Below are 17403 nucleotides of genomic sequence, written 5' to 3'. Positions count from 1 at the left end.
GCCCCGCTCCTCACGGAAGAGAACGACCTTGGCGCCCCAGTCCCACTCGTCCCACACCTTCCAGGTCGACCTGCGCGGCCTGGTCGACCTCCTCTCCCACCACCTCTACTCCAGCCCGCGGGTCTACCTGCGCGAACTGCTCCAGAACGCGGTGGACGCCATCACCGCGCGGCAGGCACTGGACCCCGGCGCCCCGGCCCGCATCACCGTGGAGACCGGCGACGGCACGCTCGCCGTGACCGACACCGGCGTCGGACTGACCGAGAAGGACGTCCACTCCTTCCTGGCGACGATCGGCCGAAGCTCCAAGCGCTCCGCCGACGGCGGCCTCGACGGCACCGCCATCGCCTCCGCCCGCTCCGAGTTCATCGGCCAGTTCGGCATCGGACTGCTCGCCTGCTTCGTGGTGGCCGACGAGATCACCGTCGTCAGCCGCTCGGCGACCACCCCCGGCGCGCCGGCCGTCGAATGGTGCGGACGGGCCGACGGCAGCTACACCATCCGCACCCTGCCCCCGCACGCCAAGCCCGAGCCGGGGACGACGGTGCGGCTCACCCCGCGGGCGGACGGCACCGAGTGGACGCGCCACGACCGGGTCCTGGAACTGGCCCGGCACTACGGCGGCCTGCTGCGGCACGAGGTCACCGTGACCGACGCGCGCGGCACGGCCACCCGCGTCAACCACACCCCGCCGTGGGAGCGGCGGCACGCCTCGCCGCTGGCCCGCCGCGAGGCGCTGGCCGAACACTGCCGGTCCACCTTCGGCTTCACCCCGCTGGACACCATCGACCTGAACCTGCCGGTGGTCGGACTGCGCGGCGTCGCCTACGTGCTGCCGACCGCGGTCAGCCCCTCGCAGCGCGCCGGGCACCGCGTGCACCTCAAGGGCATGCTGCTCTCCGACCAGGCGCCCGAACTCCTGCCGGACTGGGCGTTCTTCGTCCGCTGCGTGGTGGACACCACCGGCCTGCGCCCGACCGCCTCCCGGGAGGCGCTGTACGAGGACGAGACGCTCGGCGCCGTCCGCGACGCGCTCGGCGCCCGGCTGCGCGACTGGCTCACCGGCCTGGCCGCGAGCGACCCGACCCTCCTGCACCGCTTCATCGACATCCACCACCTGGCCGTCAAGGCGCTGGCCCGCCACGACGACGCCCTGCTGCGGATGCTGCTGCCGTGGCTGCCGTTCGAGACGACCGACGGCAACGTCACCCTGGAGGAGTTCGCCCGCACCCACCCCACGATCCTGGTCACCCGCACCGTGGACGAGTTCCGGCAGGTCGCCCCGGTCGCCGCGGCGGCCGGCCTGGGAGTCGTCAACGGCGGCTACACCTACGACCACGACCTGGTGCACCGGCTGCCGGAGGTGCGGCCCGGCACCGCCGTCGAGAACCTGGACCCGGCCACCGTCACCGCGCACCTGGACGCGGTGGACCCCACCGCCGAACTGGCCGCCGCGCCCTTCCTGACCGTCGCCCGCGAGGTGATCGGCGTCCACGACTGCGACGTGGTGCTGCGCAGCTTCCAGCCGGTGACCGCCCCCGCACTGCTCCTGGACGACCGGGAGGCCCGCCACGAGCGCACCAGGTCCGAACTGGCCGGCGCCGCCGACGGACTGTGGGCCGACATCCTCGGCTCGCTGCGCACCGAGGCCCCCCGCGCCCAGCTGGTGCTCAACCACCTCAACCCGCTGGTCCGCCGAGCGGTGACGATCACCGAGCGCGGACTGGCCGGCGTCACCGCCGAGGCGCTCTACGGGCAGGCGCTGCTGCTCACCCGCCGTCCGCTGCGCGCCGCCGAGAGCGCCCTGCTCAACCGGGCCTTCCTCGGACTGCTCGACCACGCCATGCACGACCACGACGACACCCAGGGCGGTTCGGCCACCCGGAAGGAACTGTGATGCTGGACACCCCGGAGGCCGTGCTCGACGCACTGAGGGAGAACCACGAACGTCCCTACGGGCTGCCCAGGACCGTCACCGCCGAGGAACTGGTGGCCGCGGCCGAGCAGTTCGAGGAACCCGACATGCTCGTCACCGCCCTGCTGGAGCTGCTGGAGGCGTACGAGTACACCGGCGAGCACCGCAAGTCGCCGGTGGTCTTCGCCCGGCTGCTCAAGCTCTACGACGAGCGGCCCAAGGCGTTCAGCGAATGGGAGGTCCACCGGCTCTACTGGTGCTTCAAGTGGGTGACGACCTCCCTGATCGAGGTGCCGGACGTCCCGCTGGCCACCATCGAGCAGTGGATCGGGCGGATGCGGGAGCGCTACCGGGACGCCGGCCACGGCATGCAGCCGGTGGCGGCGATGGCCCACCGCCTCGCGATGCACACCGGCAGCGGCCTGGAGGCGGCCTACGACCTGTGGGCGACCCGCCCCCGGGACGGGCTCAGCGACTGCGAGGCGTGCGAGATCCGGCACCGGGCGCTCCACCACGTCGCCCTGGGGGACGACGAGAAGGCCCTGGAGATCTGGGCGCCGCTCTTCGCCGGAATGGTGAGCTGCCAGGAGGAGCCGTACGTCAGCCACGCCTTCGCGCTGCTGCCGCTGCTGCGCACCGGCCGCGCGGACGAGGCCCGCTCGCACCACCTGGCCGGATACCGCTACGCGCGGGGGAAGACCGGGATGGCCGAGGAGATCGGCCTCCACCTGGAGTTCTGCGCGCTGACCCGCAACGAGGGCCGCGGGCTGGAGATCCTCGCGGAGAACCGGGAGCTGTTCGGCGTCACCGGCGCCCCCAAGGCGCGGCTGGCCTTCCTCACCGGCGTCCAGGTGCTCCTCGGCCGCCTCGTCGAGGAGGGCCACGCCGGCACGCCCGTCGCCGGGCCGCCCGGCAGGCAGTGGACCGCCGAGTCCCTGCTCGCCCACACCGGCGCCGAGGCGGAGGAACTGGCCGCGGCCTTCGACCGGCGCAACGGCACCACGGCGGTCGGCGAGCGCCGCCGCGAGCGGCTGGCGCGCCGCCCGCTGCTGGACGAGCCCCTTCCGCTCGGGCTGCGCGTCGCACCGCTGACCGGCCCGGGCCACCGGGAGCCCGCCTCGGCCGCCCCCGCCGCCGGGCACCGGGTGGCCGTCCCGGAGGACTTCGCGGAACTGGTCGCCACCGCACGGCGGATGGCGGCCGACGGCCATCCCGGCGACGTGGTGCTGTGGGAGCGGGTCGCCGAGCGCGTCGCCGCCGAGGGGTACGTCCACGACCCGGCGCTCGGCCACCCCGACCACCTCCTGGCGGAACTCGCCGAGCAGCGCGGCTTCACCGCCTACGAGGAGAACCGGCCCGCCGACGGCCGGGCGGCGATGGCCGAGGCGGCCGGCCTGTACGACCGGGCCGGCCTGCCCTGGCACGCCCTGGCCGCGCGGGCCCGGGTGGCCTGCCGGCCCGGGGAGGAGGACGCGGAGGCGGCCGGCGCCCCGGACGGCCCGGCCGCCGCGCGGGAGGAACTGGACTCCCTGCTGCGGCAGGCCGAACGGATGCTCCCCGGAGAGGGGCGGGAGCCGGACGCGGAGTTCCACCCCGACCGGTACCTCGTCGTGGTCCACTGCCGGGCCTTCGCCGCGCACGCCGAGCTGGTGGACCGGCTGCCGGACGCCGACCCGGCGGCCGTGAAGCGCTTCGAAGAGGCGGTGGAGGCCCTCCACGCCGCGGCCGAGCGGTGGAAGGTCCCCCACCAGACCGCCGCCGCCCACCTGTACACCGCGGACATCGCCGCCCGCACCGGGCGGCTGGAGGAGGCCGTCGAACAGCAGCGGCGCTCCCAGGAGATCCTGGAGGAGATCGGCACCCCCTGGCGGGCCACCCGGGGCATGCTGCTGCTCGGCCAGGTCCTGATGCGGACCGGGCGGGCCGCGGAGGCCGTGGGCGTCCTCCAGCAGGCCATGGCCCAGGCCGTGCGGTACGGCGACCGGGCGTTCCCGGTCACCTCCGTCCACGCGATGCTCGGCCACGCCTGCAAGCACGCCGGTGAACTCTCCGGCGCCGTCCGCCACCTCTCCGAGGCCGCCGCCCGGCTCGACCGGGAGGGCGACCACGACAGCGCCGCCGAGTGCCGCCTGGAACTCGCCGAGGCCCTGTCCCTGTCCGGGCAGACGCAGGACGCCGTCGCCGTGCTGGAGTCCGTGGCCCGCGACGGCGAGGGGGACTCCGCGAGCCCGCTGGACGAGCGGCTGCTCGCCCAGGTCCGCCTCACCCTCGCCCGCGGCCTGTCGGACCTGGAGGAGCACCGCGCGGCCGCGGAGGAGTTCCTGCGCCTGGCCGACACGGTGGCCCGCTGGGAGGAGCAGACCACCCACACCATGGTCGCCGCCCAGGCCGCGGTGGCGCTGGCCCGCGCCGACCGCCCGGAGGCCGCCGAGGCCGCCCGGGAACGCGCCCTGGCCTCGCACGCCAAGGCCCCCAACCCGGCGCCGGTCGCGGACATGCTGCGGGAGTTCGCCGACTTCGCCACCCGGGGCGGGGACGAGGAGACCGGCGCGGGCGGTGGTCTGGAGGCGGCCCTCGGCCACCTGGACACGGCCGACCGGCTGCTGGCCGAGATCGCCGCGGACGCGGAGTGGGAGGGCTTCCCCCACTGGTACCACGCCGGGCAGAACCACCGCTGCCGCGCCCGCTGCCTGGCCCGCGCCGAACGCTTCGAGGAGGCCCTGGCCGAGGCGGAACGGGCGGACGCGCGCTTCACCGAGGGCGGCCCGGACGGGGAGGTGGACCGGGCGGAGACGGCACGGCTCGCCGCGCTGATCGAGGGCAACGGACTGAACCGGCCGCAGGCCGCGGTGTCCCGGCTGGACGCGGCGATCCACCGCTGCGGGGAGTCCGGTCTCGACGAGGCCGCCAGGATCCTGAACGCCCTGCGCGAGGACCTGGTCTCCCGCTGAGCCGGGCTCCCGCCGGGCCCCGTCCCCGGTCGGGCCCGGTTTCCGCTGCCGGCCGGGGTGGGGGCGCACGGCCTGCTGTGCGCCCCCACCCCGGCGTCCGGGTCGGGGCCGGGCCGTCCGGGTCAGAGCCCGGGCCGGCGGCCGAAGTGCACGGTCCGCGCGGCCAGCAGGAACAGGTCCGGGCGCCGGTCGACGCCCGCCGGGTCGTCCGGGTCGAGCAGCCGGTCCAGCGTCGCCGTGTCCTCGGCGTCCAGGGAGCCGTCGAGGGCGTGGCGGTACCGCTCCAGCGTGCTCCGCACCGCCCGCCGCGGCACCTCCTCCAGCGGCGCGGGGCGGTCCACCAGGAAGGTCCTGCTGTACACGCCGGTGAGCCCGGCGGCCCGCAGCATGCCGGGCCAGTCCTCGGTCACCGCCACCGACCCGGGCAGCTCGGCCCGCATCCGGGCGAACCGCTCCTCCGTCGCCGCGTCCAGCCGGGCCTGCAGGCCGGGACGCCCGAAGCCCGGATCGCGCGGCAGCCAGCGGGCGGGCAGGCCGCCCTCGACGACGGCCAGCACCCCGCCGGGTTCGAGCAGTCCGGCCAGTTGCTCCAGCGCTCCCTGCTGGTCGCCGATGTGGTGCACGACCTGTCCCGCCCACACCAGATCGGCCCGCCCCAGATCGGCGAGTCCCTCCGGGAACTCGGCCACCCGGGTCCGCAGCCGGACGCCGAGCCGTCCGGCCCGCTCCCGGGCGCGGTCCAGCAGCTCCGGCGTCCCGTCCACCGCGGTGACCTCGGCCCGCGGGAAGACCGCCGCCAGCCGGCAGGCCGTGACCCCCGGCCCGCTGCCGACGTCCAGGATCCGCCGCGGGTCCAGGTCCGCCAGCTCCGCGAGGGCCTGCTCCACGCAGGGCCCGTACGTCTCGCCTTCGAGTTCCAGCAGGTCGGCCATCGCGGCCCAGTCGACATCGTTCATCGCACTCCGTCCCGTACGTTCTCCGCCTCGGAAGTTCCTCGGCACCGACCATGCGCCCGGACGGATCAGGACGCAAACATCGTTGCCGTTTCCGCAACACGGGCACGTCCGCCGCCACGGCCCCGGATAACGCCGAAGAACGCCGGAAGGCCCCCGAGGACGGGGGACGACGAGGGGAATGACGAGGGGAATGAAGCATTCCTGTTGATCGGCGCGGCGGTGGCCGGAAGCATGGCCTCCGCGCACGGTGGCGCACCGGCCAGGACGGTCGGCGAGGACGGGCGGGGAAGCCGGGAGAAGGCATGAGCGGCAGCGGACCGGGGGGCACGGCCGGGATGGACGAGAGCGTGGCGCACAACGCCCGGGTGTGGAACTACTGGCTGGGCGGCAAGGACTACTACGCGGTGGACCGCGCGGTCGGCGACCACGTCACCTCCGTGTACCCCGCCATCCGCGAAGTGGCCCGCGCCGACCGGGCGTTCCTGGGCCGGGCGGTGCGGTACCTGGCCGGCGAGGCGGGCGTCCGGCAGTTCCTCGACATCGGCACGGGCCTGCCCACCGCCGACAACACCCACGAGATCGCCCAGCGCGTCGCCCCCGAGTCGCGGATCGTCTACGTCGACAACGACCCCCTGGTCCTGACGCACGCCCGCGCCCTGCTCACCAGCTCCCCCGAGGGCGCCACCGACTACCTCCACGCGGACGTCCGCGACCCGGACGCGATCCTCCGAGCCGCCGCGGAGACACTGGACTTCACCCGGCCCGTGGCGATCATGATGCTGGGCGTCCTGAACTTCGTCCCCGACACCGGCCGGGCGCGGTCGGCCGTACGGCGGCTGCTGGACGCCGTTCCGTCCGGCAGCCACCTGGCGGTGACCCATCCCACGCTGGAACTCGGCGGCGAGGCGAACGCCGAGGCGATGCGTTTCTGGAACGAGAACGCCACCCCGCCGATCACCGCCCGCACCCGGGACGAGGTCGCCCGCTTCTTCGGCGGCACGGAACTGCTGGAGCCCGGCATCGTCTCCTGCGCGCTCTGGCGTCCCGACCCCGGGACCGGTGCCCCCGCGGAGGTCGCCCAGTTCGGCGCGGTCGGACGCAAACCCTGAGGGAACCGCCGGACACGAACTCGGGAAGGGCCGGCCGGCCCCTCCGGAAGCGGTGACGGGGAGCGTCCCCCTTTCCGGGGAACACGTTCCCGGAAAGGCACGGGGACGCGGAGGCGCCCCGGGGGGGAACGGGGCGTCCGCGCGGACGGCTCCCCGCCCGGACGGCGCGGTCGGGACACACCACCGGGAGGAGCAGCGGGATGAGGACGAACCGGCTCGGGCGCAGCACGGTCGAGGTCACGGAACTGGGGTTCGGCGGCGGACCGCTCGGCGGCCTGTTCGAACCACTGGACGACGACACGGCCGCGGAAGCGCTGGCGGCGGCCTGGGAGCACGGCATCCGCTACTTCGACACCGCGCCGCACTACGGCATCGGGCACTCCGAACGCCGCACCGGCGCCTTCCTCCGCGGGAGGCCGCGGGGGGAGTTCACCCTGTCGACGAAGGTCGGCCGGATCCTCGTCCCCCAGGACCCGGAGGGCCGGACGGACGAGAGCTTCCGGGTGCCCGCGACGCACCGCAGGGTGTGGGACTTCTCCCGCGACGGCATCCTCCGCAGCGTCGAGGACTCGCTCACCCGGATGGGGGTCGACCGCGTCGACGTGCTGTTCCTCCACGACACGGACGAGGAGGACCGCTTCGAGGCAGCGCTCCGCGACGGCTGGCCGGCGCTCGCCGAGCTCCGCTCCCAGGGCGTGGTGGGGGCCGTCGGCGCGGGGATGCACCACACGGGCCTGCTGACCAGGTTCGTCCGGGAGACCGACGCCGACGTGGTGATGCAGGCCGGCTGCTGCACCCTGCTGGACCACAGCGCCCTGGACGACCTGCTGCCCGCGTGCGCCGAACGCGGTGTGTCCGTGCTGGCCGCCGCGGTCTTCAACTCGGGCCTGCTGGCCGTGCCCCGCCCCGCCGAGGGGGCGCGCTTCGAGTACGCTCCCGCCCCGCCGGAGGTCCTGCGGCGGGCGCACCGCATCGCCGACGTCTGCGAGGCGCACGGCGTGACGCTTCCCCGGGCGGCCATGGCGTTCCCGCTGCACCAGCCCGCGGTCGCGGGCGTGGTGCTCGGCATGCGCTCCGCCGAGGAGGTGCGCCGCAACATCGCCTCCTTCCAGGAGGGGATTCCCGCGGGGCTGTGGGCCGACCTGCGCGACCAGGGACTGGTGGACGAACGCGCCCCGCTGCCGGGGTGACGTACGGCCGGGCGTGTGCGGGACCGCTTCCGCCCACCCGCCCATCGCCCCCACGAAACCGCCCTGACCTGCGGGAACACCATGACAGGCAGTCCTGTGCCATCACCCGATCAGCCCTGCAGACCGCGAGATCGGCGGCCGGTGCGCGCACGGTGGAGGCATGTGGTCACCACGACTGGCACTGGGCGCCGCCCTCCTGCCCCTGGCCCTGCTGGTGATGCGGGACGTTCCCGCGCCGCCGGAGCGGGAGGCTGCCGACTCGGCACCTCCCCCCGGCGCGCCGCGGCCCGCGATCGTCAGCCGGGCGGACTGGCGCGCGGACGAGAGCATGGTCCGGGAGCGTGCCAGGTACACGGGCCCGGCGAGCGCCGTCTTCGTCCACCACACCGGCCATCCCAACGGCTACGACTGCGACGACGTCCCGGACATGCTCCGGGCGCTGGAGGTGGAGCACATCAAGGGAGAGGGGTGGGACGACATCGGCTACAACTTCGTCGTGGACCGCTGCGGCACCATCTACGAGGGCCGGGCGGGCGGCATCGGGCGTCCCGTGTACGGGGCGCACACCAAGGGGTTCAACCGCGACAGCGTCGGCGTGGCCGCGCTGGGCACCTACGGCGAGGGAGTGGAGGTGCCCCGGGCGCTCATCGAGGGGATCGCCAGGATCGCGGCGTGGAAACTCCGGCCCGGAGCCGACCCGCTCGGAAAGGTGCGGCTGGTCTCCACCAACGACGAGAGCCGCTACGACAAGGGCGAGGCGGCGACGTTCCACGTCGTCTCCGGACACCGCGACAGCCATCAGACGGACTGCCCCGGGCAGGCGCTCTACGACCTCCTGCCCGTGATCCGCGAGGAGACCGCCCGCCTGCGCCGCTCCTGACGGCCCGTGGACGCGCGGACCGTCTCCGCGCCCGCTCCGCCCCCGTGCCCCGGCCCGTCACCGTGCCGGGGCACGGGGGACGGTGCTGAAGGCGACCAGGTCGCGGGCGGAGGCGCCGTCGGCGATCCACCAGTGGGTGGGCAGCTCGCCGTACAGGTCGAACAGCCTGCTCGCCCCCCACCCGAGGACCAGCTCGTCCCGGCCGTCGCCGTCGAAGTCGCCCGCGCCGTACGGGCGTGCCGCCCGGGCGTCCCCGGCCACCTTCCTGCCGTCCGTCCTGGCGGGCGCGGTGCGGGAGACCTCCGTCCGCCTCCCGCCGTCCCCGCCTGCGCCCGGGTCGATCAGCAGCGCGCCGTCGTCCGTGCCGACCACCAGCGCGTCGCGGCCGTCCCCGTCGGGGTCGGCGGCGAGGTAGCCGCCGGACCCGTACGGGTTCCCGCTCCGGGGGATCCGGTACGTGCGGGGAGCGCCGCCGTCGCCCGGGTGGATCGCGAGCGAGCCGTCCACCTCGGGCGCCTCGGTCTCGTGGCCCGGTTCGTCGTTGCGGCTGCCGTCGTCGCCGATGGCCACGTCGCGGGTGCCGTCGCCGTCGAAGTCGCCGAAGGCCACCGCGTTCCCCCTGCGCAGCCGGACGCCCTCGCGGGCGGGGCCGGAGCCGGGCCGCGCGGGGTGGAGCGTGGCGGCGGTCTGCTCGCCGTCGTCGCCGTCGTGGACCAGCAGCGCGGTGGCGCGGGGCTTCCCGGTCGGGTCGATCGCGTCGGCGGCCAGCCGGCCCCGGACTCCGGGGAGGGCGCCGGTGCGGGCCGGGACGCCGGCCCGGGTGAACGGGCCGTACAGCAGCACCACTTGGGGATGGTCCCGCCGCAGGGCCGCCAGGTCGTGGTGGCCGTCGCCGTCGAAGTCGCCGCGCACCGTGCCCTCCAGGCCGTCCGCGGCCTCGATCCGCGTCGCCGGGGCGCCGTGCCGCGGGCCCCGGGGGCCGCCCCAGGACACCCACACGGTGGGCTCGGTCGCGTAATCGTCGGCTCCGCCGGGCGGTCGGCGGTCGACGGAGGAGACCAGCTCGGGGAAGCCGTCGCCGTCCAGGTCGGCGCTGAGGACGGCGCCCGCGTCCAGATGGTCGGGATCCCCCTCCCCGCCGTACGGGACGGGGGCGGGGAGGCCCAGGTCGCGGCGCCCGTGGACGGTGCGGGTCGCCGGGTCCGGCCCCTTCGCCGACCCGTACACGACCACGACCCGCCGGTGCGCGCCGTCCCGGCCGGAGAACACCGGCAGCAGCAGGTCCCGGTGGCCGTCGCCGTTGACGTCGTCGGGGTCCTCGCTCCCCTCGCCGCGCGGCACGGGCCGGGAGGGGCCGGGGGAGAGGAACGGCCCGGTGGCGTGCGCGGTGGGCGCGCCCCCGCCGTCCCCGGCGCCGTCCGCCCCGTTCCGGCCGCATCCGGCGAGCAGTGCCCCCGCGGCGGCGGTGGCGAGCAGGGCGGCGAGCGCACGGCGGCGCGGTGTGGCGGGACGCATGGGGCCAGCCCACACCAGGACCCGCCGTTCCGGGAAGGGAGGAGACCGAACCGTTGCCCGCCGCCGGGCCCGGCCCCGCGCCGGGCCCGGCGGACGGCCCCGCTCAGCGGCCGGTGGCGGAGAGCAGGAGGCGGGCGACCCGCTCGGGGGTGTCGGGCATCGGCGAGTGCCCGCACCCCCGCAGCACGACGCGCCGCGCCCCCGGCAGGAGACGCGCCGCCCGCCGGGCCTGGTACGGCGGCGTCATCAGGTCCAGCCCGCTCCAGGCGACCGTGACGGGGACCTGCGGGCGGAAGCCCCGGAGCCGGTAGGGCTGGACCGCGCGGCGTGTCGCCTCCAGCTCGGGCAGGCGGGCCAGACCGCGCAGCGTCCCCTCGGCCGTCGGCCCGGCCATCCTCCAGGGACGTGCCACGAGCTGCCAGAACACCAGGGTGCGGCCCACAGGGCTCCCGGCGACCCGGGGGACGTGCCGGCCGAGTGCCCGCGCCGCCGCCCCCGCCAGCCGCAGCGAGCCGGTGACGTACGCGGCCTCCGGACGCGTCCACAGCCCGATCGGGGAGAGCGCGATCGCGCCCCCGACCGCGCCGGTCCTCGCCAGTTCGAGCGCGACGGCTCCGCCCAGGGAGTTCCCCGCCACGGGAGGGCGGCCGAGGCCTGCGGTGCGGAGCCAGGAGGCGACGGCACCGGCGAGCGCCTCGATCGTCGGCGCGGTCCCCGGCGGAAGCGGCGGGCTGTCGCCGAAGCCCGGCAGGTCCACGGCCACGACCTCGCGCTCGCGGGCGAGGAGGTCGAGGGCGGGCTGCCACAGGTCCCGGTCGAGCTGCCGGACCACCACCAGCACCGGACCGCTGCCGGAGCGCGTGTGCGCGAGGTCCGCGCCGGAGGCGCCGGGAGGGGGCGGAGGCGGCGGCATCGTTCCCTCAGCGCTGGTAGAGCCCGGAGAGCGTGCCGCCGGCGAGCTGCCGGTCCTCCACCGCGGCGTGCACCGCGTCGGCGCCCGCGCCGTCCTGGAGGGAGACCGGCTCGGGAAGGGCGTAGAGGCGGAAGAAGTACCGGTGGGCCCTGTCGCCGGGCGGGGGGAGCGGGCCGCCCCAGCCGCGCTCCCCGTAGCCGTTGGTCATGGGCGTCCCGCCGGGGGGCGTCTGTCCGGCGTCCACGCCGTCGCTCGCCGGGTCGATGCCGGTGACCAGCCAGTGGACGAAGGTCCCCATCGGCGCGTCGGGGTCCTCGCACAGCAGCAGGAGTTCCGCCGTTCCGCCGGGGACGCCGGACCAGCTCAGGGGAGGGGAGAGGTTCTCGCCCTCCTTCGAGTGGCGGCGGGGGATGAGGGCCCCGTCGCTGAACGCGGTGCTCCGCAGATCGATACCGGCCATGCCGCCAGGGGTACCCGGGAACGGCCCGCGTGTGCGGAAGGGGGGCCGTGTTTCACCGGTTCGTCGAACGCCCTCCCCCGGCCGGCGGCCCGGACGGGTCAGCGGCCGCGGTCCCGGTCGGTCCGCGCCTCGAGCGCGTGGAGGACGGCCGCCATGTCGGACCCGCCGTGCCCCAGCGCCACGGTCTCGTGGAAGAGGGCGTGGCAGACGTCCAGCAGGGGCGAGGCCAGGTCCGCCTCCCGGGCGGCCCCGGCGATCAGCCGGTTGTTCTTCAGGACGTCCGAGGCCGCGGCCTGCACGGAGAAGTCGCGGGCCAGCAGCTTGGGGGCCTTCGTGCGGGAGACGGCGCTGGCCATCGGCCCGGCGTCGAGCACGTCCAGGAACAGGCGCCTGTCCAGCCCGTGCCGGTCGGCGAAGTGGAACGCCTCGGTGAGGCCGGTGACCATGGTGATCAGGAACAGGTTCACCGCGAGCTTCGTCAGCAGCGCGTTCGGGACCGCCCCGCACAGGAAGGTCTCGTGGCACATGGGCGACAGCAGCGGGCGGACCTCCTCCACCGCCGCGTCCTCGCCGGACAGCATCGCCACGAGCCGCCCCGCCTCCGCGGGCCCGCGCGAGCCGGAGACGGGGGCCTCGACGTAGCGGCCGCCGGCCGCGCGGACGTCGGCCTCCAGCCCGCGCGAGTGGCCGGGCGAGACCGTCCCCATGTGGACGACCGTGCGCCCCGCGACGCGGCGGGCGAAGTCCGGCGTACCGCGGCCCAGGACGGTGTCGAGCGCGGCCTCGTCGGCCGGCATGAGGATCACGGTGCGGGCCCGGGCGAAGACCTCCGCGGGGCCGTCCGCCACCTCCGCGCCGGCGGCGCGCAGCGGCTCGCACCTGGCCGCGGTGCGGTTCCACACGACGAGCGGCGTCCCGGCCCGCACCAGGTTGAGCGCCATGGGCTGCCCCATGACGCCGAGGCCGATGAATCCGACGTCCATCCCGTGCCGCCCTCTCCGGCCGGCGCCTCCGCCGAAGCCGCCGGCCCACCGCTTATGACAGTCGTCATAATAGGGCTCCCTGTGACGGCCGCCACAGGGAGCGCCGGGGCCCGGCGGCCGGAAGCGGCCCGGACCGGCCGCTGTAGGGTGGCCCGGCCGGAGCGGGAAACGTTCCGCCCGGTCGTCGGTCCGCGGGAGGTCGGTGATGGCGGTTTCCGAGCGGGGGCCGCGCGAGAGGATGGTCTTCAGCGCCGCCCAGCTCATCCGGCGCAACGGGGTCACCGCGACGGGGATGCGGGACGTCGCCGCGCACGCGGACGCGCCGCGCGGATCGCTCCGGCACTACTTCCCGGGCGGCAAGGAGCAGCTCGTCAACGAGGCCGTGGCCTGGGCCGGACGCTACGCGGCCAAACGCGTCGACCGGTTCCTGGCCGAACTGCCCGAACCCTCCCCGGGCCGCCTGTTCGCCGCGATGGTGCGCCAGTGGACCGACGAGTTCGAGACGGCGGGATTCGCGTCGGGCTGCCCCGTCGTCGCGGCGACGGTGGACTGGGCGGACTCCACCGACTCCACCCGGGCCGCTGCCGCCGCCGCGTTCGCCGGCTGGAGCCGGCCGGTGGCCCGGGCGCTGACGGGGATGGGCGTGCCGGCCGAACGGGCCGAGCCGCTCGCGACGCTCATGATCAGCGCGCTGGAGGGGGCGATCGTGATCGCCAGGGCCGAGCGGGACGTGCGCGCCCTCACGACCGTGGCGCGGGAACTCGCCCCCCTCCTGGACGGCGCCGCCACCCGCCGCGCCTGACCCCGCCGCCCGGGCCCGCGCACACGGCGGGACAAGGAGCGGCGCATGCCGCCGGCGGTCCCCGGGACCCGGCGGGCACGTCCCGGCCGGCGCGGACGCGGAGACCGTCCCCGGCGCGCGGAGGCCCGCGGGATCCCGGCGGCGGGGCCGCCGTCCGGGGCCGCCGTCCGCGGTCGTCCCGGACGCGGCTACCGGTCGGCGCCCCCGGCCGCGTCCTCCGGGGAGGAGCCCTCCGGGGAGGCGTCCGCGGACGAGGAGTCCTCCGAGGGGGAGTTCTTCGAGGAGGCGTCCTCGAAGTAGACGTCCAGGACCGCGTCGAGCTCGTCCGACCACTGCTTGAGGAGCTTCCTGGACGGCGCCTGGACGTCGGCGTCGTACCAGCGGCGGGCGGTGGTGTGGACGGTGACGGAGAACCGGCGTCCGAAGCGGGGGAGGTCGATCTGGACCGCGCCGATCTCCCGCCACGGGAAGAAGGCCTCCTCGCCGTCCAGGCGGAACGTGACGCCCGTGCGGCCCGCGGCGATCGAGCCGCGGTGGTCGGAGACCTCGAAGGCGGGGCCGCCGGCGCCGTCCTCCGCGTCCTCCTCCGCCTCCTCGAAGTCCCCCTCGGCGTCGGCGGCGTCGCCGAGGCCGTCGGGGAGGACCTCCTCGGGCGGACGCTCCGCGGCCTCCTCCGGAGCGGCCTCCTGCGCTCCGTCGGGGCCCGGGGGCGTGATGCCGGGGATGAAGGCCGGGTCGGTCCCGGCGGGGGGCGGGGTGATCGAACCTATGCGCTGCTCCACGGCGGGCAGTATGGCCGATGGGCCCGCACCGGTGACAGTCGGCCCGTCGGTTCCGGGGAAATCGCGCACCGCGGCCCCGCTCAGTCCGCGTCGCGCGCGAGGAGGACGTCCCGGTCGAGGAAGGCCATCCGGGCGCGCTTGTGCGGCAGTTCGACCTCGGGGCCGAGGACGAAACCGGTCCGCAGCAGGCGGGCGAGGGCCTTCTCGTTGCGGGCGTCGGGTTCGGCGACGATCCGTCTGCGGGAGGGGTCCTCGGCCAGCACGTGGGTGAGGAAGGTCCTCACCAGGGCGTCGGTGAAGCCCGGTTCCGGGGCGCCGTCCACCGGACCGATCATCAGGTGGAAGCCGAAGTCGCCCGGCCGCACGTCGTAGTACTCGCCGACCGGGTCGGCCTCCGGCTCGTACGTCTGGAAGAGCGCGACCGGACGGTCGTCGAGGTGGATCAGGTACGCGTGGTGCGTGGTCAGGGAGTCCAGGTACTCGTAGATCTCCAGGACCTGTTCACGGGTGTGGTCCCGCATCCCCCAGAAGCGGGCCCTCTCCTGGGTCACCCAGCCGTACAGCAGGTCGATGTCGCGGGTGGGGTCCACGGGGACGATGCGGAACATGCCGAAGCCCTCGACCCGGGTCTCGTACACGGCCTCGCGGGGCCCGGGCGCGGGCGCGCCGGGGGCGGGTGCGGTCTCGGGGGTCACTTCTCTCCTTGGTCGGACGGGCCGGACGGGCCGGATCGGGGTGCTCGGCCGGAGGGACCGGACGGACCGGAGCGGTCGCCGCCCTCCCGGGTGAGGTGCTCCCGGCCGGTGACGACCGGGACGAGCTCGCAGCGCGCCCACAGAGGGAGCTGGTCGCGGTGGTGCGGGTGCCCGGGGACGCCCGAGGCGCCGAGCGGCACCACCCAGGCGCTGTCCTCCCGGCGGGCGAGGTCCCACACGTAGCGGGCGGCGGAGGCGCGGGCGCAGAGGTCGGTGACGCCGGGCACGCTGGAGGACGCCAGCACGCAGTCGTGGTCGCCGGAGAGGCCGGGCCAGGGCTCGGGGGGCTCCGCGGGGAGCGCCTGCCAGGGGGCGAGCCGGTGCGTGTCGCCCCACTTCGCGGGCGGGCCGTCCGCGGCGGCCTGACGCGCCGCCACCTCCTCGACGGCCGCCCGTACGGCCCCGGCGCGGTCGGCGAGCGGCAGCCGCCCGGTGGTCAGCAGGTGCTCCAGGGCGTAGCCGACGCGGGGGACGAGCGCGAGCCAGGGCCGGAACACCTCGGGGACGGGCGGGAGGTCCGCCAGCGGCCGCAGGAGCGGGTGGTCCGCCAGACGCCGCACGGTCTCGTGGCGGACGGCGGCGAAGGACGCGGCGTCGGCGCTGTCCGCGTCCATCCGGCGGTCCCAGCGCAGCAGCCGATCCCGCAGCCGCCGGGCGTCGGGCGTCAGTTCACCGGGGGCGGTCCGCGCCAGGAGGTCCAGCAGGGGCGCGGCCGAGGCCAGGCGGGTGTCCCGGTGGACGGCGGCCATGTCCCCGGCGGACCAGCGGTCCGACTCCTCCAGCAGTTCCCGGATGCGGTCGGCCCGGTGCGGCGGTGCGAACTCGGTGCCGAGGGGTCCGGCGATCCCCCGCTGGTTGGCCATGACCGCGATGTCCTCGACGCGCTCGCGCGGCATCGGCCCGTACCAGCCCCGCCAGGCGTACCGGGGCTCCCAGGCGGGCACGACGCGCAGCCGGTTGTCCGGGTGGCGCACGGGGACGGCGCCCGCCACCCGGTGGAGCGTCCCGCCGGCGGTGTCGGCGGCCAGGACGACGTTGACGGGCTCCGCCCAGCCGTCGAGGGCGCGGTCGACGTCGGCGACGCGACGGGCCCGCAGCAGGGCGGGCAGCACGCCGAAGCCGAGGTCCCGCCGGACCCGTGGAGGGTGGCGGAGGCTGATCGCCCAGCAGGTCCCCGCATCCGCACCGTCCGGACCGCCCTGCGGACCGCCCTCCGGGCCGCCGGACGTGCCGCCCGCCGCGTCCCCGGCGGCCCAGGCCGCGGCCTCGGGCCCGTCGACGACGACCGGGCCGCGTTCGGTCTCGACCACCTCGACGGTCACGGAGTCGGCGCCGGCCACCTCGATCGTCTCGGTGCGGTGTGCGGCGGGCCGCCAGCCGTCCGGGCCGAGGGCCTCCACCCGCGCGCCGTCCGGTCCGGTGCGCCGGAGCCGCTCCAGGTAGAGGTCCTGGTAGTCGGCCATGGCGTTGGTGATGGCCCAGGCCACGTGGCCGGTGTGGCCGAAGTGGGCGATGCCGGGGACACCGGGGACGGCGAGGCCCACCACGTCGAACTCCGGGCAGGCCAGCCGGATCTGCTGGTAGACGCCCGGGTTCTCGACGAACCGGTGGGGGTCCCCGGCGATGATCGCGGCCCCGTGGGCGGTGCGGTGCCCGGGGACGAGCCAGCCGTTGCTGCCGGAGGTGCCGGGGCCGTCGGTGGCGAACACCCCCACCCACTCGGGGCCGAGCCGGCGGGCCACGGCGTCGCGCCAGAACTTGGCGGGGAAGCCCGCGAACAGGACGTGGGCGGACAGCCAGACGGCCATCGGCGTCCACGGCCGCCAGGTGCCGGGGGCGAGCCCGGTCGCGGCGAACTCCGGTGCCCGGCGGGCCCCTTCGGCGAGACCGTCGTTGACCCCGGCGACGTAGGCGCGCACCCAGGCGGCGGTGCCGGGGTCGTCCCGCTCCAGGGTGATCAGGCACCTGCGGGCGGTGTCGTCCAGCCGGGCCTGCCGCGCGAACCGGTCCCAGGCAACGGCCTCGGCGCCGAGGAACGCCGCCGTGGTGCCCTGGGCGCGGTGCCGCTCGACCTCGATCTGCCAGGCGCGGTCCAGGGCAGCGTTGCGTCCCTGGGCGAAGGCCAGTTCGTCGGCGCTGTCCGCGCGCAGGTGCGGGACGCCCCAGGCGTCCCGGTGGAACTCCGTGACCAC

The 17403-nt window shown here is 76.1% G+C and carries 14 protein-coding genes; 6 read left to right on the top strand and 8 right to left on the bottom strand.

Features of this window, described 5'->3' with window-relative positions; genetic code table 11:
* Positions 1-28: 28 nt before the first annotated feature.
* Both ABD358_RS17430 and ABD358_RS17425 read left to right on the top strand, forming a co-directional pair.
* Positions 29-1897, top strand: a complete 1869-nt coding sequence (locus ABD358_RS17430; RefSeq protein ID WP_344631970.1) for an HSP90 family protein — start codon at positions 29-31, stop codon at positions 1895-1897.
* Positions 1897-4866, top strand: coding sequence for a hypothetical protein (locus tag ABD358_RS17425; RefSeq protein ID WP_344631969.1), 2970 nt, complete (start codon positions 1897-1899; stop codon positions 4864-4866). Before ABD358_RS17430 ends, ABD358_RS17425 begins: the two co-directional genes overlap by 1 nt.
* 122 nt (positions 4867-4988) lie before the next feature.
* On the opposite strand, the gene ABD358_RS17420 is transcribed toward ABD358_RS17425, so the two are convergent.
* Positions 4989-5822 (bottom strand): class I SAM-dependent methyltransferase, encoded by an 834-nt coding sequence (locus ABD358_RS17420; RefSeq protein ID WP_344631968.1) that lies wholly within the window; start codon positions 5820-5822, stop codon positions 4989-4991.
* Positions 5823-6124: 302 nt separating this feature from the next.
* Here ABD358_RS17420 and ABD358_RS17415 point away from each other — a divergent pair, with 302 nt between their 5' ends.
* The 3 genes from ABD358_RS17415 to ABD358_RS17405 all read left to right on the top strand — a co-directional run bounded on the left by ABD358_RS17415 (position 6125) and on the right by ABD358_RS17405 (position 9001).
* Positions 6125-6931, top strand: a complete 807-nt coding sequence (locus ABD358_RS17415) for an SAM-dependent methyltransferase (protein WP_344631967.1) — start codon at positions 6125-6127, stop codon at positions 6929-6931.
* A gap of 200 nt (positions 6932-7131) precedes the next feature.
* Complete coding sequence (locus tag ABD358_RS17410; protein WP_344631966.1) at positions 7132-8121, top strand: aldo/keto reductase; 990 nt, start codon at positions 7132-7134, stop codon at positions 8119-8121.
* A gap of 160 nt (positions 8122-8281) precedes the next feature.
* Positions 8282-9001: a peptidoglycan recognition protein family protein gene (locus tag ABD358_RS17405; protein WP_344631965.1), complete on the top strand. Its 720-nt coding sequence runs from the start codon at positions 8282-8284 to the stop codon at positions 8999-9001.
* A gap of 57 nt (positions 9002-9058) precedes the next feature.
* Here the strand turns inward: ABD358_RS17405 and ABD358_RS17400 are convergent, their stop codons facing one another.
* From ABD358_RS17400 to ABD358_RS17385, 4 genes are all read right to left on the bottom strand, one after another.
* Positions 9059-10516, bottom strand: a complete 1458-nt coding sequence (locus ABD358_RS17400) for a hypothetical protein (RefSeq protein ID WP_344631964.1) — start codon at positions 10514-10516, stop codon at positions 9059-9061.
* Between the two features lie 103 nt (positions 10517-10619).
* On the bottom strand, positions 10620-11429 hold the full coding sequence (locus tag ABD358_RS17395; protein WP_344631963.1) for an alpha/beta fold hydrolase: 810 nt from the start codon (positions 11427-11429) through the stop codon (positions 10620-10622).
* A 7-nt stretch (positions 11430-11436) separates the two neighbouring features.
* Complete coding sequence (locus ABD358_RS17390; RefSeq protein WP_344631962.1) at positions 11437-11889, bottom strand: YbhB/YbcL family Raf kinase inhibitor-like protein; 453 nt, start codon at positions 11887-11889, stop codon at positions 11437-11439.
* A 98-nt stretch (positions 11890-11987) separates the two neighbouring features.
* Positions 11988-12872, bottom strand: a complete 885-nt coding sequence (locus ABD358_RS17385) for an NAD(P)-dependent oxidoreductase (protein ID WP_344631961.1) — start codon at positions 12870-12872, stop codon at positions 11988-11990.
* 205 nt (positions 12873-13077) lie between these two features.
* Between ABD358_RS17385 and ABD358_RS17380 the strand changes: the two genes are divergently transcribed.
* On the top strand, positions 13078-13674 hold the full coding sequence (locus ABD358_RS17380; RefSeq protein ID WP_344631960.1) for a TetR/AcrR family transcriptional regulator: 597 nt from the start codon (positions 13078-13080) through the stop codon (positions 13672-13674).
* A 188-nt stretch (positions 13675-13862) separates the two neighbouring features.
* Here the strand turns inward: ABD358_RS17380 and ABD358_RS17375 are convergent, their stop codons facing one another.
* The 3 genes from ABD358_RS17375 to ABD358_RS17365 all read right to left on the bottom strand — a co-directional run bounded on the left by ABD358_RS17375 (position 13863) and on the right by ABD358_RS17365 (position 17403).
* On the bottom strand, positions 13863-14456 hold the full coding sequence (locus ABD358_RS17375) for a hypothetical protein (protein ID WP_344631959.1): 594 nt from the start codon (positions 14454-14456) through the stop codon (positions 13863-13865).
* An 80-nt stretch (positions 14457-14536) separates the two neighbouring features.
* Positions 14537-15151, bottom strand: a complete 615-nt coding sequence (locus ABD358_RS17370) for a GNAT family N-acetyltransferase (protein WP_344631958.1) — start codon at positions 15149-15151, stop codon at positions 14537-14539.
* Positions 15148-17403, bottom strand: coding sequence for a penicillin acylase family protein (locus ABD358_RS17365; RefSeq protein ID WP_344632069.1), 2256 nt, complete (start codon positions 17401-17403; stop codon positions 15148-15150). The genes ABD358_RS17370 and ABD358_RS17365 overlap by 4 nt, the downstream gene beginning before the upstream one ends.

Source organism: Streptomyces glaucosporus (assembly GCF_039533345.1).
GTDB classification, from domain to species: domain Bacteria; phylum Actinomycetota; class Actinomycetes; order Streptomycetales; family Streptomycetaceae; genus Streptomyces; species Streptomyces glaucosporus.
This window is presented reverse-complemented; position numbering and strand designations above follow the sequence as displayed.

Bases quoted from the DNA above. Each gene is read 5' to 3' on its own strand.
- ABD358_RS17405 (WP_344631965.1), top strand. From the start codon at position 8,282: ATGTGGTCACCACGACTGGCACTGGGCGCCGCCCTCCTGCCCCTGGCC.
- ABD358_RS17410 (WP_344631966.1), top strand. From the start codon at position 7,132: ATGAGGACGAACCGGCTCGGGCGCAGCACGGTCGAGGTCACGGAACTG.
- ABD358_RS17380 (WP_344631960.1), top strand. From the start codon at position 13,078: ATGGCGGTTTCCGAGCGGGGGCCGCGCGAGAGGATGGTCTTCAGCGCC.
- ABD358_RS17395 (WP_344631963.1), bottom strand. From the start codon at position 11,429: ATGCCGCCGCCTCCGCCCCCTCCCGGCGCCTCCGGCGCGGACCTCGCG.
- ABD358_RS17420 (WP_344631968.1), bottom strand. From the start codon at position 5,822: ATGAACGATGTCGACTGGGCCGCGATGGCCGACCTGCTGGAACTCGAA.
- ABD358_RS17415 (WP_344631967.1), top strand. From the start codon at position 6,125: ATGAGCGGCAGCGGACCGGGGGGCACGGCCGGGATGGACGAGAGCGTG.
- ABD358_RS17425 (WP_344631969.1), top strand. From the start codon at position 1,897: ATGCTGGACACCCCGGAGGCCGTGCTCGACGCACTGAGGGAGAACCAC.
- ABD358_RS17385 (WP_344631961.1), bottom strand. From the start codon at position 12,872: ATGGACGTCGGATTCATCGGCCTCGGCGTCATGGGGCAGCCCATGGCG.
- ABD358_RS17400 (WP_344631964.1), bottom strand. From the start codon at position 10,516: ATGCGTCCCGCCACACCGCGCCGCCGTGCGCTCGCCGCCCTGCTCGCC.
- ABD358_RS17390 (WP_344631962.1), bottom strand. From the start codon at position 11,889: ATGGCCGGTATCGATCTGCGGAGCACCGCGTTCAGCGACGGGGCCCTC.